This window comes from Asticcacaulis sp. DW145 (assembly GCF_037101385.1).
Classification (GTDB): Bacteria; Pseudomonadota; Alphaproteobacteria; order Caulobacterales; family Caulobacteraceae; genus Asticcacaulis; species Asticcacaulis currens.
The window spans coordinates 751,976-773,486 of record NZ_AP029024.1 but is presented as its reverse complement, the minus strand read 5'-3'; the positions used below and the strand labels follow the sequence as shown (position 1 = coordinate 773,486).

Here is a 21,511-nt window from a genome sequence, read left to right as displayed (position 1 = left end):
TATGCAAGTTAGGCGACTTTTTTGAGCTTCTTGACCTTCGTCACCGCCCGGTCGCGTTTCAGCTTCGACAGGTGGTCGATGAACAACACGCCGTTCAGGTGGTCCATCTCGTGCTGGATGCAGGTGGCGTAGAGGCCATCGCACTCTTCGATCACCTCTTCGCCCTGATAGTTCAGGTATTTGAGCCGCACGCGCGCCGGGCGCTTCACCTCGTCATAGACTTCGGGCACCGACAAGCAGCCCTCATCATAGGTGGACAGTTCGTCCGACGCCCACAGGATTTCCGGATTGACAAAGTAGCGCGGCTGCTTCGGCGCCGGGGCATCTTCGGGAAGGTCGTCGGGGCGTTCCTGAAGGTCCATGACGATGACGCGGATCGGCTCACCGATCTGGATCGCCGCCAGCCCGATGCCGGGCGCGTCGTACATGGTCTCCAGCATGTCGTCCATCAGGGCGCGCAGTTCGTCGGTCACGCCCCCTTCGACGGGTTTGGACACCTGCTTGAGCAGCGGATTGGGTACGGTGATAATGTCTCTAATGGCCATGGCGCTAAAATAAGAACCCGCCCCCGGCGGGTCAAGGCATTCGCGCTTCGCCACTGACGATTACTTATAAATCAGTGCCTTGGCCGATGCCACTCACGAAGCGCCAGTGGCAGACCGTCCGTTGACGTATGTACAGGCCCCTTTCGCGCATCTTTTGCCCCATCACCGCCGGGCCGACCTACACCGGGGTCATCGCAATGCAACCCAGCGCATTCCAAAACGTGCGAAACGGTTTTGGGACCCAAATGCGCTAACGCCATATGGAGGCCTTCATGCTCAAATCCGCTCTTATCGCCGCCCTGATGGGTCTTATCGCCCTGCCCGCCAGCGCTGAAACCCTGACGGTGCAGTTTTCCAAACTGACGCCCAAGGGCACACTGATGGTCGCGCTTTATAAGGGCGAAGAGGCCTATACAAGCGGCAAGCCGGTCGCCGGTCAGCAGGTCGCCGTCAGCAGCGACACGGCCACCGCCACCTTTGAGGTCGTACCGGGTCAGTACGGGCTGAAGATATTCCACGACGTCAACGGCAATGGTCAAATGGACAAAAACCCGTTTGGTATGCCGGTCGAGCCCTTCGCCTTTTCCAACAATGCCAAGGGCCGCATGGGCCCGGCGGCCTGGGCCGACGCGGCCTTTGAGGTCAAGGGCAACACCACGCAAGACATCGCGTTTTAAGGAGGGATCGACATGACCGACCTGTCCCGCCGTTCCTTCCTGACCGCGCTGGGTGGCGCGGGCCTGATGGCCGCCGCGCCCACATCTTGGGCCGCCGCGGCCGCGACCGCCACCTTTTCGGAAGGCTGGCGTCTGGCCGTCGCCAACGCCCCCGCCGAAGGCTATGCTCCCTCCGCCCTCACCCGCCTGAGCGGCAAGATGCCGGCGGGCCTGAGCGGCACGCTCTACCGCAACGGCCCCGCGTGGTTCCGTTATGGCGACGACACCACCGGCCACTGGTTCGACGGCGACGGCATGATCCAAAAATACGATCTCAGCGCCGACGGCGTGCGCCACACCGGCCGCTTCGTCGATACGGTCAAACGCCGCGTCGAGCAGCAAAAACAAGCCATCGTCATGCCGGGCTTCGGCACCAAGGGCCGCGCCGATGCCCCTGTGACCAGCAATGACGACGTCAACGCCGCCAATACCTCGGTCCTGCGCGTCGGGGACGAGCTGTGGGCCCTGTGGGAAGGCGGCTCGCCCTACCGCCTTGATGCCCAGACCCTGCTGACCAAAGGGCCGAAGACCTTCCGTGACGACCTGAAAGGGCTGGCCTTTCTGGCCCACCCCAAGGTCGAACCATCGGGCCGCATCTGGAGTGCCGGGTTCATGGGCGACAAGGCGTGGATCTGGCAACTCAGTCCGGCGGGCGTGATGGAGCGCGGGGAACTGATCCAGCTTCCCGCTGCGGGGTATGCCCACGACTGGGTCGTCAGCGAACGCCACCTGATCCTGCCCATGCAGCCGCTTATCGCCGAACGTCAAACCCCGCCCTTTGTCGATACGCTGGTCTGGCACCCCGATCAGCCGATCCGCATTCTGGTCGTCGAAAAAGCCGATCTGTCGAAGCGGCGCCTGTATGAACTGCCCGCCGCCACCTACTTCCATACGGGCGATGCCTGGGAAGACACCGACGGCACCATCCGCTTCGATGTCTGTCTGGCCAGTTCGCCGAAATTCGGCCTGAACGGGGCGCGTGATCTGGTGAAGGGGGTTTACAATGCCGGCAATGATGAGGAGGCGCATCTGGCCCTGATCACCCTGCGCCCGGACGGTCGCGCCGACATGCAGGCGACAGGCGTCTCATCGGAGTTTCCGCAGACCGATCACCGCTTTCAGGGTCTGCGCCGGGACCGCGTCGTGCACGTCGGGGGGTATATCGAGGGGCGTCTAGGGGCACACGCCCTGTCGGCCTTCGACTGGAAGACCGGCAAGGCGCAGACCCACGATTTCGGCCGGGACGCCATCGTCGAAGAGGCTCTGTTCGTCCCGCGTCCGGCCAGCCACGGCGGCACGGGTCAGGAGATGGACGGCTGGATGGTCGGCACGGTGCTTAATCTGAAGGCCAAGGCCACCGAACTGCACGTGTTCGAGGCGAAAAACCTCAGCGCCGGACCGGTGGGCTCATGGCGTTCGGCACACGCCACACCACTTGGCTTCCACGGGACGTTCGCTTGAATATACCTCCCCAACGTGTTGGGGAGGGGGACAGCGCCCGAAGGGCGTGGGGGTGGGGGCTCTTTCAAGCCACCTACTCTCCCGCCCCCGACTGCACTACGGTCAGCTTGCTCAGGGGCCGCGTCTGCACATCGAGCGGCGCGGCCTCAACAATCTCCTTGCCCTCATGACTGACCTTCAGGTCCTCAAAACGGCGCGCCTGAGTGAGCACCTGCGATTCCAGCGAACCGACAAAGGCATTGTACTTATCGACCGCGCTGCCGAGATTTTTGCCGAGCGCCGCCACGTGCCCGCCCATCACCGACAGACGGCTGTACAGTTCGCGCCCCACCGCCGCGACCTCATGGGCATTGTGAATCTGCTCCTCAGCGCGCCAGCCATAGGCTACGGCCTTGCACAGGGCAAACAGCGTGGTCGGGGTGACGATGATCACCTTGCGGTCCATCGCCTCGGTCATCAGGTGCGGCATCCGCTCCAGCGCCATCGACAATATGCCGTCGCCCGGCACAAACATGGCCACAAAATCCGGCGACTGTTCGCGGAACTGATCCCAGTAGGCCTTGGCCGACAGATCACGCACGTGCTGTTGTAAGGCGCGCGCATGGCGTTGCAGCGCCTCTTCGCGGATGCCCTCGTCGGTGGCCTCAATGGCCTCCAGATAGGCGGTCAGATTGGCCTTGGCATCAATAACGAAGACGCCACCGGGCAGTTTCACCGTCACGTCCGGGCGGCGACGTCCCATATCGGTGTCAAGGTTCTGCTGCTCAACGAAGTCAAAATGTTTGGACAGTCCGGCACTTTCCAGCACATTGCGCAGCGTCTCTTCGCCCCAGCGGCCCTGCACCCCGGCCCCGCGACGCAAGGCGTTGGCCAGCTTCTGCGTCACCTCGCGCGTCGCCACCGACGCCTGCATCAGGTGGGTGATCTGCTCTTTCAGCCCGCCGGTGTCCTTGGCGCGCGACTCCTCCATCTCCTTCACCTGCGCCTCGAACCGGCCCAGCGTCTCGGCAACGGGTTTCAGCGTATGCCCCATGCGTTCCAGCGCCAGCTTTTCACGCGCCGCAAAATTCTCCTCAGCGCGTTTCAGCAGTGCCTCGGTCGATTGGCTCAGCGCCTGCTGAGACGCCGCGCGGAAATGCTCGCTCATGGCGGCGCGCGCGTCTTCGAGATTGCGCGTGCGCTCCTTCAGTTGCGACACCTCAGCGGCGGCGTCACGCAACTGATCGCTCAGGTCTTCATTGCGCTCGCGCAGGCGGCGCGTCTCCTGAAAGGCCAGATAATAGCCGCCCCCCAGCACCAGCGAGGCGAAGACAGAGGCAATAAGGGCGACGGATTCAAAGTTCATGAAATGTTCTTGCCATACGGAATAAAAGCTGACAAGCTTTTTCCTGACACGATTCCTGTCGGACCAAATACTCCCTTGCGGTCATCTGCGGGGCAGGCAAGGACGTATCAGGCGCTTTTGGGAGGGGCAGATGGTATTCAGCGCATTTGTACGCAAGGCGGTCACGGGGCGCACGCCGTGGACGTACCTCTATCTGGCGCTGATCCCGTTTATCAACTGGTGCTTTGCCGCCGTGCCGCAAATCCCCCTGCCCGATCATGGCTCGTGGACGCCGATGTCGGTGGTGACGGGGCTGGTTCTGGTGGTGCGTGACTTTGCCCAGCGCGAGATCGGTCACTGGATCTTGCTGACCCTTATCATCGGCCTGGGCCTATCGCTGCTGACCTCTGATCCCGCCGTGGTGATCGCCTCAAGCGCGGCCTTTGTGGTGTCGGAACTGATCGACTGGTCCATCTTCACCTTTATCAAGCGGCCCCTGTCTGAGCGGGTGGTGATCTCGACCGCCGTCAGCGCACCGATCGACTCAGCGGTCTTCTATGCCATCGCCTCGACAACGATCCCGGGGATTTTCAACATCTGGTCGGTGGTGACTTCGGTGCTGAGCAAGCTGGCCGGAGTGTTTGCGGTGTTTCTGGTCATGCGTCACCGGGAGAAGGCGGAGCGCGCCTAATCCCTGCCAATCGACTGATTTACGAATTTAAAAGCTTTCAATTTGGATGAGATGGCAGGCGATCAGAGCATTCGCCGGCTCCATTGAGCCGCCTCATGGCTCTGATTTTATATGACGCCTCATGTGTATCCGAAAAGTGGCGTTCACTTTTCGGCATGAGGCTATGGCGCAGCCCGTATATGAATACGGGCAAGTGACGCCGACGCACCCCCATCGCCCAATTCAAGGCTTTTAGCGTCGGCTTTTGAAAGCATGGGCAATCGTACCATCATCCAGCCAGTCGAGTTCGCCGCCGACGGGCACGCCGCGCGCCAGATGGGTGATGGTGACCTCCGGGGCCAGTTGCTTCAGGCGGTCGGCGATATAGTGCGCCGTGGTCTGGCCTTCGACGGTCGCCGGCAGGGCCATGACCAGTTCTTCGACGCCGCCCGCACTGACGCGCTGCATCAGGCCCGACAGGCGCAGGTCTTCGGGCCGCACTCCGTCGAGCGCCGACAGGAGCCCGCCCAGCACGTGATAACGCCCGGAAAAGGCCCCAACGCGCTCCATGGCCCACAGGGCAGAGTCTTCTTCGACCACGCAGATCATCGCCGCGTCGCGGGCCGGGTCGGCGCAGGTGGCACACGGATCGCGGGTCGAAAGCGCGCCGCAAATATGGCAGGAGGTGACGCGCTCGGCCGCGTCCTGCATGGCGACGGTCAGCGGTATCAGCAACTGCTCGCGCTTTTTCAGCAAGGCCAGCGCGGCGCGGCGCGCCGAGCGGGGCCCCAGCCCCGGCAGCTTGGACAATAGGGCCATCAGGCGTTCGATTTCAGGTCCGGCACCAGAGGCCATACGATTACTCTAAAACCCCCTCTCCCCTGTGGGGAGAGGGTTGGGGTGAGGGGGGAAAACGGTGCGGCGGGGATGCCCCCTCATCCGGCGCTTCGCGCCACCTTCTCCCCATAGGGCGAAGGGGTTAGAACAGCTTCGGCATCGGCATATTGCCGAACGGACCCGCCGCTTCCTTCATCAGGCGCGCGGATTCTTCATCGAGCTTTTTGCGCGCATCGGCGTGGGCGGCGATAATCAGGTCGGCCAGCACCTCGGCCTCGTCCGCATTGATCAGGCTGGGGTCGATGTGCAGGCGCGTCAACACGCCCCCCCCTTGCAGATCGACCGAGACCAGACCGGCACCGGCCTGACCGGTGACGACCACCTGATTCATCTTTTCCTGCGCTTCGGTGAACTTTTGCTGCACGGCCTGGGCCTGCTTCATCAGGGCGTTCAAGTCCATCAGTCGTCGTCCTTTTCGCTGAATTCGTCGCGGTTTTCGGTCATCGGCATGTCGGGCGTGGTGGCGGCCACCGGCTTCGGCTTCGGCCGGAGGCTGAGGATTTCCACGCCCGGAAAGGCCGTCATCAGACCGGAGATAAATGGGTCATTGCGCAGCTTTTGCAAGGCTTCCGCCTTTTCGCGGATTTCGCGCTCACGGTAGGTTTCGGCCCCGCCGCCGCCTTCGGTGGCGATCAGCCAGCGCTGCCCCGTCCATTCCTTCAGCCGCGCCGACAGCTTACGCACCAGATCAATCGGCGTGTGCGGGGCAGGTTCAAACGTAATCGCGCCCTGCCGGAAGGAGATCAGCTTGACGTAGCGCTCGACATCGACGCGCAGGCCGATATCGCGCTTTTCGGCGATCAGGGCCAGCACGTCGTCAAACGTATTGAGCTGAATCTGCAGCTGGGCATTGGCATAGGCCTGCGGACGCATAACCGCGCCCTGAGCCAAAGAACCTTGCGCGCTGACGCCGCTGCCGGAACCACCGCCGCCCATGCCGCCGCCCGACGGGCCGCCGTCCAGCAGGTTTTCGCCGTTTTGCAGTCGCTTGAGCAGGGTCTCCGGCCCCGGCAGGTCGGACGCATAGCAGAAGCGCACCAGCGCCATTTCGGTTGCCGCCGCCGGATCGGGGGCACGGCGGATTTCCTCAAACGCCTTGAGCATCAGGGTCCACAGGCGCGACAGGGTGCCCGCCGACAACTGCGCCCCCAGCGCCGCCACCCGCTGCGCCGGTTCCTTGGGCAGACGCGTAGCCTCGGCCCCCAGCACCTTGGCCACAGAGGTGGCGTGGCAGTATTCCAGCAGGTCGCCCATCACCTGCGACGGGTCGGCCCCGAAGCCGTAAAGGGTGCGGAAGGCCAGAAGCGCCTCCGGCATCTGACCGGAAATAATATTCTCAAACAGGCTGAGCGTCGCCGACCGGTCGGCCAGCCCCAGCATGTCGCGCACCACCTCGGCGGACACGCTCTGCCCCTCTTCGGCCTGCACCAGCGCCTGATCGAGCAGCGACAGGGAGTCGCGCACCGAACCTTCGGCGGCACGGGCGATCAGGGCCAAGGCGTCCGGCTCGATCTGCGCCCCTTCGAGACGGCAGATTTTTTCGAGATGCGGCGTCAGGGTTTCGGGCTCGACGCGGCGCAGATCAAAGCGCTGACACCGCGACAGGATGGTCACCGGTACCTTGCGGATTTCGGTGGTGGCGAAGATGAATTTGGCGTGCGGCGGCGGTTCTTCCAGCGTCTTCAGAAGCGCATTGAAGGCCCCGGTTGACAGCATGTGCACTTCGTCGATCACATAGACCTTGTAGCGCGCCTCGACTGGTGCATAGCGCACGCTTTCCAGCAATTCGCGCATCGAATCGACACCGGTGCGCGACGCGGCGTCCAGCTCCAGCACGTCGATATGCCGGCCTTCGATAATGGCCTGACAGTGATAGCCAAAGGTCGAAAGATCGACGCTGGGCCCCTTCACCGTGTCGGATTCGTAATTCAGCGCGCGCGCCAACAGGCGGGCCGTCGTCGTCTTGCCCACCCCGCGCACGCCGGTCAGCATGAAGGCGTGGGCGATACGCCCCGTGGCGAAGGCATTGGACAGGGTACGCACCATTGCCTCCTGCCCGATCAGGTCCTCAAAGGTGCGCGGGCGGTATTTGCGCGCCAGCACCGTATAGGCCGCGTCCTTTTTCGCAGGCGCAGGCACCGCCGGACCACCGAACATATCGTCGGTGTTCTCATCGCGTTCGGTGGCAAAGGGATCGCCAAGGTCTGGAGATTCGGGATGGTCGGACATACCCGACTTATAGCGCCAAACGCAGGGTTTGCGAGTCGGAAAGCACGTGGGTTCAGCGCAGTCAGGCAGCGCTTTGTGGACGGCTTAGAATATAGGGAAAAGGTGAGACCGCGCGACCCGAAGGTGAATTCGTTGTGGCTGCTGCCTTCCGGCCCTGACCAGGTTGGCGAGGCCTCCGCCCGCGCGATCTCGCCCCTATATGCGGATTCCGTTTTGCGATTGCAAGCGCTTATTTAAACGCCGCGAGCCCCACCCGCAGACGCACCCCCAGCACCAGTGCATCATCCGTTTGCGGATCACCGGCGGGGTGGCGGATATACTGCACGTCCGGCTGAAGGCTGAGGCCGTCCCTGATGGCGTAACGATAGCTGAGTTCGTAAATGGTTTCCGGCTTTAAGTTCATGCCCAACGCCTCGGCATAGGGCTGACCGAAATCGGCGTGGGCGATGGCAAGGCCTACGGCGTCCGACTCACGCCCTGTGAGCGGCCCGCTCCACACCAGCCCGCCGCCCGCATAGGTTTCGATGGCCTGAAGGTCCTTATTGGCCTTACCCAGCCGCACCCAGCCCGACACGCCGCGGTCGCTGTCGGCTTCGGGTTTATAAAAATCATACTTCAGTTGCGCGTAATAGCCGCTGTTGCCATCGGACAGGCCCGTGCCGTCGAGGCGCTCGGCCTTCGCCGTATAGGTCCACGCCCCCAGCTTGACATAGCCGCGCGCAAACTCCTGCTGCGCTTCGGCCACCCAGTGCGCGCCGTCGCCGTCACCCAGCTTGACGCCGATAAAGCTGCTCTGATGCGCCGGGTCGCCGGCCACACCGTCAAACACCCCGGCGCGCAGGCGCAAAGTCTCGCTGGCCTGCCATTCGCCGACCAGCCCCAGAGTGGAAAACGGAAAGATCGACGGACCGGTCTGCGAATAGTCCGGACCAATACCGTGCGAAGCGTTGAGGAACAGCGTCCCCGCCTCCTGCACATCGAAAATACCATTGAGATTGATCAGGCCGCCGGTCACAGACCAGCGTTCATCGTCGCTCGTGCGGCGCAACCACGCCTCGAACAGGCGCACGCCCTTGGGCGCGTCGATATTGGACACGACCTGCGCATCGCCAGAGTAGAACTCGGAAAAACCGCCCCCGGCATCGGCCAGCACATAGGCGAAACCGTCCCAGTTTTTAAAGGCCTCACCTTCACCCTGCCAGGCCGCCGAAAGGTCGAGATTGCTCATAATCCGGTTGCCTTCGCGCAACCCTCCCGAATGATTGCGCAGCAGGTCAGCGGTCAGGACGGCATCGTATTCGACGCCCGCCGAAGCCACACCGGCCAGAGAGGCGCCGTAACCCAGAGACAGTAGCGCACAAGCGAGAACAGACAGACGCATGGAAAAACCTTGAACACATCGGGCACATCGCCCGACAATATCCACGTTACTTCAAATCCGTTGGGTTATAGTTTACAGACAGGGTTAACCGGATATGACCGGAACGGCCCGGCGATTGCTCTGTGGTTTCCGACTGTTGAAAGGTGTCCCAGTATGAAACCGCTTCTGTGCCTGATGGCCCTGTCCCTGCCCCTGATCGCCGCTGTTCCGGCGACCGCCGCCCCGGCCGCCTGCCGCGCCGAAGCCCTCGCCGCCGTCAAGCAGACCGCCGCCTATCGCCACGGCTCGGTCCGCGAAAAGCAGGCCCTGCTGCGCAGTCAGAGCCTGCGCGCCTGTGCCGTGAAAGCCTGAAAAGAGGCAGGGGACACGTCCCCTGCTCCCCGATACACGCTTACGAGGCCCGGTTGATGCGGCTGAGGAACTCCGCCACGCGACCGCGCAGAGCCGCCGCCTGATCCGACAGGGCCTGAGACGAGTCGAACAGGTGTGCCGACGCGTCGCCGCTACGTGCCGTAATGCCCGAAACCTGATCGAGATTTTCACTGATCACCCGCGTCCCTTCGGCGGCGAAGGCCATGTTGCGGGCGATGTCCTCGGTGGTCGCCGACTGTTCCTCGACCGCGGCGGCCACCGAAGTCGTGGCCTGGGTGATGGCATCCACCGCCCCGCGAATATCGCTCAGGACCCCCACGATTTCGCGCGACGCCTGACGCATTTCGTCGATGACGCTGTTGATTTCACCAATGGAGCGGCTGGTCTGGTTGGCGAGGTTCTTGACCTCCCCCGCCACCACCGCAAAGCCACGGCCCGCCTCACCGGCGCGCGCCGACTCGATCGTGGCGTTGAGCGCCAAGAGATTGATCTGACTGGAAATATTGGCGATGACGGTCGTCACCTCGCTGACGCGATCCGAAGCCGAAGACAGCTTCTGCGCCACCAGATCGGCGTCCTGCACCTTATGGAAGGAGTCGGCCACCAGACGGTTGGTCGTCTGCACCTGATCGGAAATTTCGCGTACCGATGCCGCCAGTTCTTCGGCCGCCGCTGCCACGGTTTGCACGCTGGCCGTCGTCTGGGTCGCCGAAGAGGCCGCCGATACAGCCAGACCGGCCCCGTTGCGCAGATCCCCCGTCACGGTTTCGGCCACCTGCGACAGTTCCTCTGCCGACGCCGCCAGCCCCTTCACTACATCCTGCACCCGCACTTCGAAATCGCGGCTCAGTTGCGCCTGATCGGTGACCAGTTCCCACACCAGCATGGCACCGGCATATTGATCGCGGTGATCGCGCACCGCCGAAATCTGAAGGTCGATGCTTTCGTCACCTACACGGATACGCGCCCGGTGCGGCAGGTTTTTCGGGTCAGACAGCAGCCGACGCTGATGCTCCGGGTGTTTGTGGAAGATGTCGATAGATTCCCCGATCAGGGTGCCACGATAGTTGGGCAGATGCGCCTTGACCGCATCCATCAGCTTTTCGGTCGCCGCATTGATGTAGGTGATGCGGAAATCGTCGCGCACATCGACCGCCATGACCGGAGTCGGCATGGCCTGCACCATGCGGTCCACCATCAGGGCCTTGCGCGCCGTCTCGCACAGGGACTGCGTGGCGCGGGCCAGAACGCCCATCTCGTCCTTGCGAACCGTGAAGGCGACTTCGACATCGGTGTCACCTTCGGCAATGCGTCCGATCGTCTGCGACAGCAGACCCAGGGGCTTGAGCAGGTCGCGCCACATCAGGCCGATCATGCCGAGAACGCCCAGAATGGCGAACACCGACAAGACCTGTACGAAAAGACCCAGTTGCGCATCGGTCTTGGCGCCGCGCGCGACTTCGCCCTTCATCCACGCTTCAAGATCGCCGGACAGGCTCTCATTGCTGCCTTCCATCGCCTTGAACTGCGCATCAAAGGCGTCCCGCAGGGCGGGTTCGGTTTCGGGCGTCGCGGTCAGCACGGCCTGCCCGGCGGCGCGGTAGGCCTGAAGCGCCGTCAGCGTTTCCGCAAACCGCTTTTTGAGGTTGTCCGGCACGTCTTCGGCCTGATTGGCCCGCAGATTTTTTTCGAACGTATCGGCGTGGTCCTTAAAACCGTCGGCCACAGCCGCCGCGCCCGCCACATCGCCCGTCTGATGTGCCAGAAGCGCTTCCAACACGTCGGCGCGCATGGCGTCGTGCATCATATCGGCGGTCATGTGCCGCTGTGTAATCTGGCTGATCAAAGACGACTGATGCGCGTGCGCCTGCGCGTAGCGCGACGCGACGCTATTGGCCGCCACCATGCCGAAGACCAGAACCGCGCAGATAACCCCCAGACCGATAAATTTTGTACGTAGCTGCATTCCGGCCTTCCCCAACGCTGATAATCGGGCCCGTTAAGACCCCGCGTCAGGGTTGCAGCAACAGCCTTAACGTTCATTTAACGTAACGCCGTTCACTTTTTCGACATAATAAAAAGGGGCAACCAATTCAATCGCGTAGAAAACATACCCTCGTTATCACAGCTTTGTGATCACGACCCCGCCCTTCATGACGAAGACCGGGCGTTCCAGCACCGTCACATCGCTGAGCGGATTGCCCGTGACCCCCACCATGTCGCCATAATGACCGGGACGCAGACTGCCGACATCCTCGCTGCGCCCCAAAGCCTCTGCGGCGATCACCGTGGCCGACTGAAGCGCCTGAAGCGGCGTCGCCCCATAGCGCACCATGATGGCAAATTGCCGGGCATTGTCGCCATGCGGATAGATACCGGCATCGGTTCCATAGACCATCTTTACCCCGGCCCTGAGGGCCTTGCCGTAGTTCTGACGCTGCACCTCGGCGATTTCACGATCCTTGCGCAGGCTCTCTTCGGCCACGCCGTTGCGCTGGCCTTCAGACTGCGTATAGTCGGTATTATAGATGTCCATCGAGAAGTAGGCCCCCTTCTCTTTCGCCAGGCGGATACCTTCGTCATCGACAAGGCTGGCGTGTTCGATCGTATCGACCCCGGCCCGCAGCGCCACCTTGATGCCATCGGCCCCATGCGCGTGGGCGGCCACCTTCATGCCGGCCATGTGCGCTTCGTCAGCCACTGCGGCCATTTCCTCATAGGTCAGTTGCCGCGCCCCGACGCTGGCCCCGCGCGAAAAGACGCCGGAGGTGGCGCAGATCTTGATGACGTCAGCGCCATATTTTTTCAGGGTACGCACCGATTTGCGCGCTTCCCACGGGCTGTCGGCATTGAGCGGGTTTCTGGCATCGAACGACGGTGGCAGCCAGGTGGAGTCGCAGTGTCCGCCGGTAGCGCCAAAGCTCATCCCCGCCGCCACGATCCGCGGCCCCGGCAGCACGCCTTCGTCGATCGCTTCGCGCAGGCCGATGTCGTTATAATCCCCGGCCCCGACATTGCGCACGGTGGTGAAGCCGGCCTTCAGCGTCTTTTCGGCATTGGCCGCCGCCACAAAGGCCCAGAAGCGATCCGTGTGCGACAGGCCACTGTAGCCGCCGTATTCCGGGCTGTTGTCGAGGTGCACATGCATGTCGATCAGGCCGGGCACCAGCGTCACACCGGGCAGATCGACATAGTCCGCACCGGCGGGCGGCTTCATCGTCAGGGCGCTGCCGACCGCCGTGATGCGCCCATCGGTGACGATCACCAGCGGCTGCTCGATCACCTTGCCGGTTTCGACCTCAATCAGTCGCTCGGCCCTGACCGCCACCGTATCGGCCTGCGCCGCCCCCGCCATCATCATCAGGGCCGCCCACGCCACACCCACCTTATGCATCTTCATATCCAGCCTCTTAACGCTATTCGGGTAGGATAGGCACAAGGCGACAGGGAATGTAAGGGTTTATTGCGCGCTTACGGAGGTCGTTCACAGCCGTGTTTCGGCCTTATACAGAAGGCGACAGGCTCCGGCAAAAAGGAGCCCTGCCATGGACGATACGTCTCATACCCCCTATCGCTGTGACCACACCGCGCCGGGTCACCCCCTCCGCACGGCGCGTAACGCCGCCGAATGGAGCGGACTGGTGCTGGCGGTGCTCGGTCTGGTCGGGTTCAGCCTGTACGTCTATGAGTTACTGGTGGGTATGTTCTAGGCCACCGGACGCGGGCTGGCCAGCGCCCCGTAAAGATCGGTGCGCCGGTCGCGGAAAAAGCCCCAGGCGGCGCGGTGCGTATTCAGGTAGTCGAGGTCGAATTCGGCCACCAGAACGCCCTCTTCACCCTTACCGTATTCCTCCACCTTGTCGCCGCGGTGGTTGGCGATGAAGCTGTGTCCATAGAAGGTCTGACCACAGCCGTTTTGCGGCGAAATCAGGCTTTCAGTGCCGATGCGGTTGGAGGCCACCACCGGGATAACATTGGCGACGGCGTGGCCCTGCATGACGCGCTGCCACGGGGCGGCGGTATCCAGCTCCGCATCGTGCGGCTCGGAGCCAATGGCGGTGGGGTAGAACAGAATCTCCGCCCCCAGCAGGGCCATGGCGCGCGCCGCTTCCGGATACCACTGATCCCAGCAGATGCCGACGCCAATACGGGCGAACTGCGTATCCCACACCTTGAAACCCGTATCTCCCGGACGGAAATAATATTTTTCCTGATAGCCGGGGCCGTCAGGGATATGGCTCTTGCGATAGACGCCCAAAAGCTCACCGCCCGCGTCGATCATGACCAGCGAATTGAAATAGTGCGGGCCTTCCTTCTCGTAGATCGAGGTGGGGATGACGACATTCAGCTCGGCCGCCAGCTTTTGCATGGCGAGGACACACGGATGGGTGCGCCACGGGAAGGCGGTAGCAAACCAGCGCTCCTCCTGACTGACGCAGAAATATTCGCCCTGAAACAGCTCCGACGGCAGGATGATCTGCGCGCCCTTGGCCGCCGCTTCGCGCACCAACGCCTCGGTTTTGGCGATGTTCGCGGCCATATCGGGGCCATAGGCGGTTTGCAGCGCGGCAACGGATACGGTTCGGGTCATGCTGGATACTCCGCGAGTGTGAAGGGGGAAAGACCCCCACCACCCCGGCCATAAATGGCCGCGGTCCCCCGCCCCACAAGTGGGACGGTATGAATTATTTTCAGGCCTTGATCAGCGGCACTTGCTGGCTGATGCAATGGAAGGAGCCGCCACCGGTCAGGATGGCGTTGGACGGCAGGCCGAACACCTGACGTTCGGCAAACAGGGTTTGCAACGCCTCAACCGCCATTTCGCCCGGCCGCTCATTATAGACCGGCACGATGACGCAATCATTGGCGATCAGGAAATTCATGTGCGAGGCCGGGATGATTTCGCCGTCCTCGTCCAGCGTGCGGCCCGGCGACGGAATACGCACCACCTGAAGCTTGACGCCGCGCGCGTCGGTCTGCTGACTGAGGGTTTTCGCCACCGCATTGTAAAGGTCGGCATTGGGATCATCCGCGCCATAGGCGACGGGGCAGACCACCACACCGGGCGCCACAAAGCGTGCCAGATTGTCGATATGGCCATCGGTATGGTCGTTGAGCAGGCCGTCATCCAGCCAGATGATCTTGCGCGCCCCCAGCGCGGTTTGCAGCGCGCGCTCAGCCGTGGACTGCGTCCAGTCGGGATTGCGATTCGGGTTCAGCAGGCACTGGCGCGTGGTGAGAACCGTACCGAACCCATCGTGTTCCAGCGAACCGCCTTCGAGCACAAAGTCCTGCGTTTCCGGCACGAAGCCGTCGTGGTCAGCCACCTGAGACGCGACCTGATCGTCATATTTCAGATGATACTTGCCGCCCCAGCCATTGTTCAGGAAGGCGACCGGCAGGGGCAAATGGCGGTCCTGCGCGTCTTCGGCATTGACATAGATGGGACCGGTGTCGCGAAACCAGATGTCACCGAAACGCCCATCGACGATCTCGACCTTTTTCATGTCGGACAGCAGCGATTGCGCCGCCTTGCGCGCTGCGTCGCCCATGACCATCAGCTTGACGTGCTCGTCGCCGGCTTCGGCCAGCACGCGCACCAGCGCCGCGACCTCGGCCTGCGCCTCGATCAGGTCTTCCTGCCACAGATTTTCGTGGCTGGGAAACCCGACCCACATGGCCTTGTGCGGCTCCCATTCAGCCGGAACGATACGGGAAAGGTTCGGATTTTGGCTCATGCCAGACCCCGGTAAAATGCAGGAGGACAAACGTAAGGCTTTGAATGGGGGTCTTTTACACAGCGTCAACCCGTTTGGCCATGCCTTTCCGCGACGACAGGTCGCAGAATGCACCACAAAAAAAGCGGCCCTCCGTTTCCGGAGAGCCGCTCATGTTCATCAAACCGTGTCCGGTCTTAGAACTTGGTGCTGAGGGTCAGCATGACCGTGCGTGGTGCACCCACGTTGTACGACGGGGTTTGCGCCGTGCGGATGGTGGTGCCGCTCGGAGTCGCCAGCAACTTGGTATTGCTGACGGTCGTCAGGTTACCGTAGTACTTTTCATCAAACATGTTGATGGCGTTCAACTGCAGGAAGGAACCTTGCTTGAAGAACGGCACGTAATAGCGCAGCGAACCATTCCACACCGTGTAGCGCGGCGACTTGGCGTCGTTTACGTCAGATACAAAACGCTCGCCGACATACTTGCCGATCAGGGTAAGCGACAGCTCCTTCGAGATGTCGTAGGTGCCGCCGTAGTTGAACATCCATTCCGGCACTTCAACCAGCTTCTTGCCCTTGGTCGGGATGTAGAGGGTATCACCCACATTATCGGTTCCCTTGGCAACGGTGACCTTGGCTTGCGGCAGGTCCGACTGCACTTCGGAATCAGTATAGGTTACACCACCGAGCAGCGACAGGTTTTCGACCGGCTTGAAAGCAAACGAGCCTTCCCAACCGTTCATCTTCACCTTGCCGACGTTGCGGTCGAAATAGGTGTCGGTCGCCGTGTCGTAGGACGACACGATGCGGTTGTTATAGTCCTTGGTCCACACAGCGAAGCTGGCGGTCAGGTTCGAAGCGTTATAGCGGTAACCGCCTTCAATGCCCTTGGTGGTTTCCGGCAACGGGTTAGCGACTTGCGTCTTGCCGTTCAGGAGCGTGATCGCATAGTACTGGTCGGTCTTGGGCGAGGACAGGTTCTCGGTGTAGCTCACGAACACCTGACCATGATCGGAGACCTTGTAGGTCGCGCCGAAGCTGGGCAGGGTCTTGGCAAACTTCACCTTGGTGTTGTACGGACGGATAAAGGCACCCGACACGTCGGTGAAGGTCACGCTGCCATCCGCATTAACCGCGGCAGGCGCTTGGGTGGTGCAGAACGGCGAGGAAGAGCCCGTACCCGTGACCGACGAGTAGCACTTCTGGTGCAGGTGGCGCACCATCTGCTGATCGCGAGCACCGATGGTAACGAACAGCTTGTCGTCGAAGAACGAGCCACGATATTCGAACGACAGAACGTCAACGTTCGCTTTCGAATATCGGTCGCGGCGCTGATACATCGACCCGTCGCGGCCGTAGAGACCGATCGAGGCATCGTCTTTGGCACCAAACACATCCTTCGGCGAACCATCGGCGTTGACGAAGGTGCCTTCACCCGTTTGCGTCGTGCGGCCGCGATCAGCCGAGTAGTTGACACGCAGAGTATGCTGATCGTTGAAGCGATAGATGGCCGACGACTGGAAGCCGATACGATCGGTGTGGGTCGTATTCGGGTTGTAGATGGTGAGCGCCGTCGAAGAAATCACGCCGTCTTTATTGGCGTCAAAGTTCTTGAAGTTGGCGTTGGTCCACGAACCAATACGGCCCGTCGTTTCCGTCAAGGTCGAGGTACCGCCACCGTTGGCCAGTACGTACTGATAGTTGGCATCCGCCGTAAAGGTCAGCTTATCGGTGAGGTTCCACTTCGACTTGAAGCGCAGGTTACCCGTGTTGGACGGGTTGACGTTGGCCGGGCCCGCGCTGTTGTAGTAGAAGCCGTTGGCGTTCAGCGTGGCTTCGTTCTGGCTGAAGATGAAGCGGTTGCGGTTCTCGTTGTAGTGACCCGACAGGCTCATATAGCTGCCGTTGTCGAGAACCGGCTGATAGATGCTGAAATTGACCTGCTTCTTTTCCAGCGTCGGATCGCCTAGGTTGGCCGGCTCATCCGTGAAGGTGTCATACTTCTGGTAGGAAGCGGCAAGGAAAGCCTTGGTGCCCCACGGCCCCACCTTGCCGGTGTCCAGCAGAGCGAAGATGCGCTTGTAGTTGAAGTCACCGACTGACAGGTTGGTCAGGACGCCGAACTCATCGGCCGCCTTGCGGGTGGTGTAGTTGACGGTACCACCGGTCGCCGAGGCCGACATGGAGTCGATGTCGGTCGCCATGGTTAGAACCGAAGCCGACGAAATCAGTTCCGGGTCCATCTGCTGATTGGTGTAGATGGCGTAGTTACCGGCGTCGTTCAGTTGAACACCGTCAAAGGTCAGCGACACGCGCGAATTGTCAAGGCCGCGCACGAAGATATCGCCACCCGACGAACCATAGGGGTCGTTAGATGTGAAGTTGACGCCCGGCAGGACGTTCAGGGTTTCGGCGATCGTCTGACCAGCCGACTGAGTGGAGATGAAGTCCTGACCGATAGTCGATTTCGACTTCGTGCCGGTTTCCTTGTCGATTGGGCCAGCGCCGCGCTTGGAGCCCTTAACGACGATTTCCTTGACGGTTTCGACTTCCTGCGTCGCCGTCGATTGGGCCAGAGCGCCATGGGCGGCGAAGACGCCCGTCAGGGCCGTACCGGCCAGAATCCACTTGTTCATTTTCATATCGGAGTATCCCCTCTCCAGGTTTACAAAAGAGAAAAGCAGCGCCGTGGCGCGGATCACGCCATTGCCCGTTTTCAAGCACCATCACTTAAACGTTTAGGTCGGTTTCCACCTTTAGCCGCTTTTGTGCCGCTTTCTGAGCCAAAAGTGCGAAGGTTTGATGACAATTGTGACAGGCGGAACGATCTGCGCTGAAATTGCCACAGTTTATGTCAGCGAAAAGCGCTTTTACGACACAGTCCGTAATCATTCGTGTTTGCGCGTCGCGCGGAGGCGTGTCATTCAGCGAAGATGCGTCTGCCTGCCCGACTTGAGGACGACCTCAAACCATGGCGCACCGCACAAGGCTCCTTCCCGCAAGCGATCGTTTCACCATGTCTCAGCCCGCCGCCCCTGCTCCCCTGTCCGCCCCTGCGCGCTACGTCCTGTGGGGGCTGGGACTGTTGTTTCTGCTGCGCGTCGGGCTGCTGTTTACCACCTATACCAATCTCTACCCTGACGAGGCGCAATACTGGCTGTGGTCGCGGAAACTAGACTTCGGCTACTATTCCAAGCCCCCGATGATCGCCTGGCTCATCCATCTGTCCACACTGACCTCCAGCGCCGAACCCTTCGTGCGGTTGTTTGCGCCCCTGCTGCATTTAGGGGCCGCCCTGTGCCTGTGGGGCACCGGGAAACGGCTGTTTAATGAAGCCACAGGCCTGACCGCCGCTATTATATACAGCCTGATGCCGGGCGTGGTTCTGTCGTCGGCCATCATCTCGACCGATGCCCCGCTGATGTTCTTTCTGTCGGCAACTCTCTATTTTTACAGCCTTTTCCTGACGACTTCCGGTGAGAACACGCGTCTGAAGACCGCACTGGGCATGGGACTGGCCTTCGGAGCCGCCTTCCTCAGCAAATATGCCTGCCTCTACTTCCTGATCGGTGCCGCCGGTCATGCCCTGTGGGTGCCCTCGGTCCGCAAGAGCTGGAGCCTACGCAGTCTGGCGCTGTTTGTCGGGGCCTTCATCGTGCTGATGTCGCCCAACCTGTACTGGAACGCCACGCATGGGTTTCAGACCGTGTCCCATACGGCGGACAATGCCAACTGGCACTGGGGCAAGCTGTTCAACCCCGGTTCTTTGCTGACCTTCTGGCGCGATCAACTGGGCGTCTTCGGTCCCGTGCCGGTTGTCCTGATGCTGCTTGGCCTCGCCGGTCTTGTGCGCCCCCGCGCGGGCCTGTTGCAGCGCGATAACAGCGGGAGTAAGGGCGACCATCTGATCGGGTTGGCGTGCCTCACCCTGCCCCCTCTGATCTTTGTCAGCGTTCAGGCCTTGCTGTCGCGCGCCAATGCCAACTGGGCCGCCGCCGCCTACGTGCCGGCCAGCGTACTGGTCGCGGCCTTTGTGACCTGCGGTTTAAGCGTGTCTATCCGGTCACACACATTGTGGCGGCCGGCACTGGCGGCGGGCGTGGTGATTCAGGTCGCGATTATGGCCGTCTTCATGCTGGGAGTCGCGTCACCGGAACTGACGCAGGCTCTGGGCCTGAGCAATACGGTGAAACGCGCCCGCGGTTGGGACACGCTCACCCAGGCCATTATTGCCAAGGCCCAGACGGACGCGCGCCCTACGGCCATCGCCGTCGATAACCGCAATGTCTATAATGCCATGGCCTATTATGGTCGGGACTGGTTCGCGGCCAACCCCGATGTGCCGCTTAAGGCCTGGGTGCGCGAGGCCCATCCCAAATCACAGGCGGAAACCGAAGCGCCTCTGACGACCGAAGCCGGCCAAAATGTGCTGATCGTCTCCTATGTCGATGGCTTTATCCCGGATATTCGCCGGGACTTCGCGGCCACCGGTCCGGGCGAATCTCTCAAAATTGCGCTGGATCACAAACGCACCCGCGATTTCACCCTGTTCCGAGGGTACGGCTTCCAGCGCGCCCCGCGTGATCCGGTCACGGGTCATCCGATAGGCTCGGCGCTGGATACACCTGACGACGATCAATAGGCGGGTTTTTGGAAGCCTAAATCCCAAGACATTAAGACGCAGGGGCCTCAGGTCCCTGCACCCCATCCCCATCCCCATCCAGCAGGGGGATGGGCCCGCCGGTTCACAATCTTCCTCTATAAACGCCAGATCCCAGCAGCGCAGGCACAAAAAAACCCGGCCTGCGAACAGGCCGGGTTTCTTGTTGTCTGTCGATACCGACAGCGTTCGATTAGAACGCGATGTCGATGGTCGAACGACGGTTCAGCGGTTCCTTCACGCCGTCGCCGGTGGCGACTGCCGGAGCCGATTCACCCTTCCAGTCAACGGCCAGGATCGAACCCGACACGCCGAGACCGGCCAGAGCGTCAGCCACGGTCTTGGCGCGACGTTCCGACAGGCGGATGTTGTAGGCAGCCGAACCCGAGGTATCGGCGTGACCAACGACAACCACGCGGGTCGCGTTACCGGCCTTCGCGTAATCAGCGGCCTGTTGCACGATCGCTTGCGCGTCGGCGGTCAGGGTGGACTGATCGAATTCGAAGTACACGATGAATTCGCGCGCTTCGTACTTCACCGCTTCTTCAACCGGCGGCGGAGGCGGCGGCGGAGGCGGGGGAGGCGGAGGCGGCGGGGGGGGAGGCGGAGGCGGCGGGGGCGGCGGGGGCGGAGGCGCACCGAACGTCCAGCGCAGACCGACGGTCACGGTTTGGTCGTTGAACTTGCCTGAGAACGAACCGGGGTTCAGCGCCGTGGTGGTCGAGGTCGAGTCGAAGTTGACATCTTCCGTCGTCAGGTAACGGTAGGTAAGGTCAAGGTTCAGACGATCCGACAGAGCCCAGGCAAAACCGGCCAGCGCCTGATAGGCGGCGACGGTGTCTTCACCCGAGATGGTCAGGTTCTGACCGGTACCGGTCGGGTTGACCGAATACTGACCCGTGAAGTCAGCCTTCACGCGGTCCAGACCGACGCCCAGACCGACGAACGGATGGAACTTCGATTCCGGAATGAAATCGTAGATCAAGTTCGCCATGAAGGTCGTCTGATCAAACGAACCCACCGGGCTGCCACAGGGGGTCGAAGCCGTGCGGGTCACGCCCGGCGTGCAGAGCGCGGTAGCGGCCGGAGCCGAACCGGCACCGTAAGACGCCGGATAGACGCGTGCGAAACCGCGAGCGGCATCGACGTCACCCGGACGGTAGCCGCCTTCGAATTCCACGCGCCAGTTCGGGTTATAGCGGTAACCGAGGCGCGCAAAGCCCGCCCAGTCGTCCTTCGTCGAAACATCATAGACGAACGGCGAACCGTCCGGCATGTTGTTGGCCGAACGCGCGCCATATTCGGATTTCGTGTTGTAGCCGAGGTCGACAGCGCCGTACCAGCCTTCGGCTTCCTGAGCGGCGGCGCCAGACGCCATCGCCAGTGCGACGAGCGCAGCGCCCGCCAGCAAGTTGAGTTTCATGTGTAATGCCCTCTCTTGGCCATCGATGAGGCCGCCGAATGTACGCACGACGGGCTAACCGTAATTACAAACGCCTACATAACTGCGGGAACATATCTTGCCTAGCACCTAAA

18 protein-coding genes and 1 other RNA gene are annotated in these 21,511 nt (G+C 61.8%); 6 read left to right on the top strand and 13 right to left on the bottom strand.

Annotation, left to right across the window (positions count from 1 at the left end; genetic code table 11):
- Positions 1 to 8: 8 nt before the first annotated feature.
- Positions 9 to 545, bottom strand: coding sequence for a peptide deformylase (def, locus tag AACH73_RS03565; protein WP_290796328.1), 537 nt, complete (start codon positions 543 to 545; stop codon positions 9 to 11).
- A gap of 272 nt (positions 546 to 817) precedes the next feature.
- Between def and AACH73_RS03560 the strand changes: the two genes are divergently transcribed.
- Complete coding sequence (locus tag AACH73_RS03560; protein ID WP_338735453.1) at positions 818 to 1,222, top strand: DUF2141 domain-containing protein; 405 nt, start codon at positions 818 to 820, stop codon at positions 1,220 to 1,222.
- Positions 1,223 to 1,234: 12 nt separating this feature from the next.
- Positions 1,235 to 2,722, top strand: a complete 1,488-nt coding sequence (locus AACH73_RS03555) for a carotenoid oxygenase family protein (protein ID WP_338735451.1) — start codon at positions 1,235 to 1,237, stop codon at positions 2,720 to 2,722.
- 73 nt (positions 2,723 to 2,795) lie between these two features.
- On the opposite strand, the gene rmuC is transcribed toward AACH73_RS03555, so the two are convergent.
- Positions 2,796 to 4,067: a DNA recombination protein RmuC gene (gene rmuC, locus AACH73_RS03550; protein WP_272740573.1), complete on the bottom strand. Its 1,272-nt coding sequence runs from the start codon at positions 4,065 to 4,067 to the stop codon at positions 2,796 to 2,798.
- Positions 4,068 to 4,197: 130 nt separating this feature from the next.
- Between rmuC and AACH73_RS03545 the strand changes: the two genes are divergently transcribed.
- A complete protein-coding gene (locus tag AACH73_RS03545; protein WP_338735448.1) occupies positions 4,198 to 4,737 on the top strand; it encodes a VUT family protein in 540 nt (179 codons plus the stop codon).
- Between the two features lie 231 nt (positions 4,738 to 4,968).
- Here the strand turns inward: AACH73_RS03545 and recR are convergent, their stop codons facing one another.
- The 5 genes from recR to AACH73_RS03520 all read right to left on the bottom strand — a co-directional run bounded on the left by recR (position 4,969) and on the right by AACH73_RS03520 (position 9,223).
- Positions 4,969 to 5,571, bottom strand: a complete 603-nt coding sequence (recR, locus tag AACH73_RS03540) for a recombination mediator RecR (protein ID WP_338735446.1) — start codon at positions 5,569 to 5,571, stop codon at positions 4,969 to 4,971.
- 124 nt (positions 5,572 to 5,695) lie between these two features.
- Positions 5,696 to 6,016: a YbaB/EbfC family nucleoid-associated protein gene (locus AACH73_RS03535; protein WP_272740869.1), complete on the bottom strand. Its 321-nt coding sequence runs from the start codon at positions 6,014 to 6,016 to the stop codon at positions 5,696 to 5,698.
- Complete coding sequence (locus tag AACH73_RS03530) at positions 6,013 to 7,842, bottom strand: DNA polymerase III subunit gamma/tau (protein ID WP_338735444.1); 1,830 nt, start codon at positions 7,840 to 7,842, stop codon at positions 6,013 to 6,015. The genes AACH73_RS03535 and AACH73_RS03530 overlap by 4 nt, the downstream gene beginning before the upstream one ends.
- Before the next feature lie 98 nt (positions 7,843 to 7,940).
- Positions 7,941 to 8,036, bottom strand: an RNA gene (ffs, locus tag AACH73_RS03525) — signal recognition particle sRNA small type.
- Positions 8,037 to 8,071: 35 nt separating this feature from the next.
- Complete coding sequence (locus tag AACH73_RS03520) at positions 8,072 to 9,223, bottom strand: carbohydrate porin (protein WP_338735442.1); 1,152 nt, start codon at positions 9,221 to 9,223, stop codon at positions 8,072 to 8,074.
- Positions 9,224 to 9,376: 153 nt separating this feature from the next.
- Here AACH73_RS03520 and AACH73_RS03515 point away from each other — a divergent pair, with 153 nt between their 5' ends.
- Entirely contained in the window at positions 9,377 to 9,574 is a 198-nt protein-coding gene (locus AACH73_RS03515) for a hypothetical protein (RefSeq protein ID WP_338735440.1), read from the top strand.
- 40 nt (positions 9,575 to 9,614) lie between these two features.
- On the opposite strand, the gene AACH73_RS03510 is transcribed toward AACH73_RS03515, so the two are convergent.
- Positions 9,615 to 11,561, bottom strand: coding sequence for a methyl-accepting chemotaxis protein (locus AACH73_RS03510; protein ID WP_338735438.1), 1,947 nt, complete (start codon positions 11,559 to 11,561; stop codon positions 9,615 to 9,617).
- 156 nt (positions 11,562 to 11,717) lie between these two features.
- The gene (locus AACH73_RS03505) at positions 11,718 to 12,989 is read right to left on the bottom strand and encodes an amidohydrolase family protein (protein WP_338735718.1); all 1,272 of its coding nucleotides are present in this window, start codon (positions 12,987 to 12,989) and stop codon (positions 11,718 to 11,720) included.
- A 151-nt stretch (positions 12,990 to 13,140) separates the two neighbouring features.
- On the opposite strand from AACH73_RS03505, the gene AACH73_RS03500 reads away from it, so the two are divergent.
- Positions 13,141 to 13,305, top strand: a complete 165-nt coding sequence (locus tag AACH73_RS03500; RefSeq protein WP_338735436.1) for a hypothetical protein — start codon at positions 13,141 to 13,143, stop codon at positions 13,303 to 13,305.
- Here the strand turns inward: AACH73_RS03500 and aguB are convergent.
- The 3 genes from aguB to AACH73_RS03485 all read right to left on the bottom strand — a co-directional run bounded on the left by aguB (position 13,302) and on the right by AACH73_RS03485 (position 17,957).
- Positions 13,302 to 14,186, bottom strand: a complete 885-nt coding sequence (gene aguB, locus AACH73_RS03495) for an N-carbamoylputrescine amidase (protein WP_338735434.1) — start codon at positions 14,184 to 14,186, stop codon at positions 13,302 to 13,304. The two genes, AACH73_RS03500 and aguB, sit on opposite strands and share 4 nt — an antisense overlap.
- A 100-nt stretch (positions 14,187 to 14,286) precedes the next feature.
- Positions 14,287 to 15,333 carry an agmatine deiminase family protein gene (locus AACH73_RS03490; RefSeq protein ID WP_338735432.1) on the bottom strand — a complete coding sequence of 349 codons (1,047 nt, stop codon included), beginning with the start codon at positions 15,331 to 15,333 and terminating at the stop codon, positions 14,287 to 14,289.
- Positions 15,334 to 15,509: 176 nt separating this feature from the next.
- Positions 15,510 to 17,957, bottom strand: a complete 2,448-nt coding sequence (locus AACH73_RS03485) for a TonB-dependent receptor (RefSeq protein ID WP_272740583.1) — start codon at positions 17,955 to 17,957, stop codon at positions 15,510 to 15,512.
- A gap of 374 nt (positions 17,958 to 18,331) precedes the next feature.
- Between AACH73_RS03485 and AACH73_RS03480 the strand changes: the two genes are divergently transcribed.
- Positions 18,332 to 19,957, top strand: coding sequence for a glycosyltransferase family 39 protein (locus AACH73_RS03480; protein ID WP_272740584.1), 1,626 nt, complete (start codon positions 18,332 to 18,334; stop codon positions 19,955 to 19,957).
- Between the two features lie 211 nt (positions 19,958 to 20,168).
- Here the strand turns inward: AACH73_RS03480 and AACH73_RS03475 are convergent, their stop codons facing one another.
- On the bottom strand, positions 20,169 to 21,398 hold the full coding sequence (locus AACH73_RS03475) for an OmpA family protein (RefSeq protein ID WP_272740585.1): 1,230 nt from the start codon (positions 21,396 to 21,398) through the stop codon (positions 20,169 to 20,171).
- Positions 21,399 to 21,511 lie beyond the last annotated feature (113 nt).

Excerpts from the sequence above, each read along its gene's own strand:
- AACH73_RS03510 (WP_338735438.1), bottom strand. The coding sequence starts at position 11,561 with ATGCAGCTACGTACAAAATTTATCGGTCTGGGGGTTATCTGCGCGGTT.
- AACH73_RS03520 (WP_338735442.1), bottom strand. The coding sequence starts at position 9,223 with ATGCGTCTGTCTGTTCTCGCTTGTGCGCTACTGTCTCTGGGTTACGGC.
- AACH73_RS03485 (WP_272740583.1), bottom strand. The coding sequence starts at position 17,957 with ATGAAAATGAACAAGTGGATTCTGGCCGGTACGGCCCTGACGGGCGTC.
- AACH73_RS03480 (WP_272740584.1), top strand. The coding sequence starts at position 18,332 with ATGTCTCAGCCCGCCGCCCCTGCTCCCCTGTCCGCCCCTGCGCGCTAC.
- AACH73_RS03530 (WP_338735444.1), bottom strand. The coding sequence starts at position 7,842 with ATGTCCGACCATCCCGAATCTCCAGACCTTGGCGATCCCTTTGCCACC.
- def (WP_290796328.1), bottom strand. The coding sequence starts at position 545 with ATGGCCATTAGAGACATTATCACCGTACCCAATCCGCTGCTCAAGCAG.
- recR (WP_338735446.1), bottom strand. The coding sequence starts at position 5,571 with ATGGCCTCTGGTGCCGGACCTGAAATCGAACGCCTGATGGCCCTATTG.
- AACH73_RS03515 (WP_338735440.1), top strand. The coding sequence starts at position 9,377 with ATGAAACCGCTTCTGTGCCTGATGGCCCTGTCCCTGCCCCTGATCGCC.
- aguB (WP_338735434.1), bottom strand. The coding sequence starts at position 14,186 with ATGACCCGAACCGTATCCGTTGCCGCGCTGCAAACCGCCTATGGCCCC.
- rmuC (WP_272740573.1), bottom strand. The coding sequence starts at position 4,067 with ATGAACTTTGAATCCGTCGCCCTTATTGCCTCTGTCTTCGCCTCGCTG.
- AACH73_RS03555 (WP_338735451.1), top strand. The coding sequence starts at position 1,235 with ATGACCGACCTGTCCCGCCGTTCCTTCCTGACCGCGCTGGGTGGCGCG.
- AACH73_RS03490 (WP_338735432.1), bottom strand. The coding sequence starts at position 15,333 with ATGAGCCAAAATCCGAACCTTTCCCGTATCGTTCCGGCTGAATGGGAG.
- AACH73_RS03560 (WP_338735453.1), top strand. The coding sequence starts at position 818 with ATGCTCAAATCCGCTCTTATCGCCGCCCTGATGGGTCTTATCGCCCTG.
- AACH73_RS03545 (WP_338735448.1), top strand. The coding sequence starts at position 4,198 with ATGGTATTCAGCGCATTTGTACGCAAGGCGGTCACGGGGCGCACGCCG.
- AACH73_RS03475 (WP_272740585.1), bottom strand. The coding sequence starts at position 21,398 with ATGAAACTCAACTTGCTGGCGGGCGCTGCGCTCGTCGCACTGGCGATG.
- AACH73_RS03505 (WP_338735718.1), bottom strand. The coding sequence starts at position 12,989 with ATGCATAAGGTGGGTGTGGCGTGGGCGGCCCTGATGATGATGGCGGGG.
- AACH73_RS03500 (WP_338735436.1), top strand. The coding sequence starts at position 13,141 with ATGGACGATACGTCTCATACCCCCTATCGCTGTGACCACACCGCGCCG.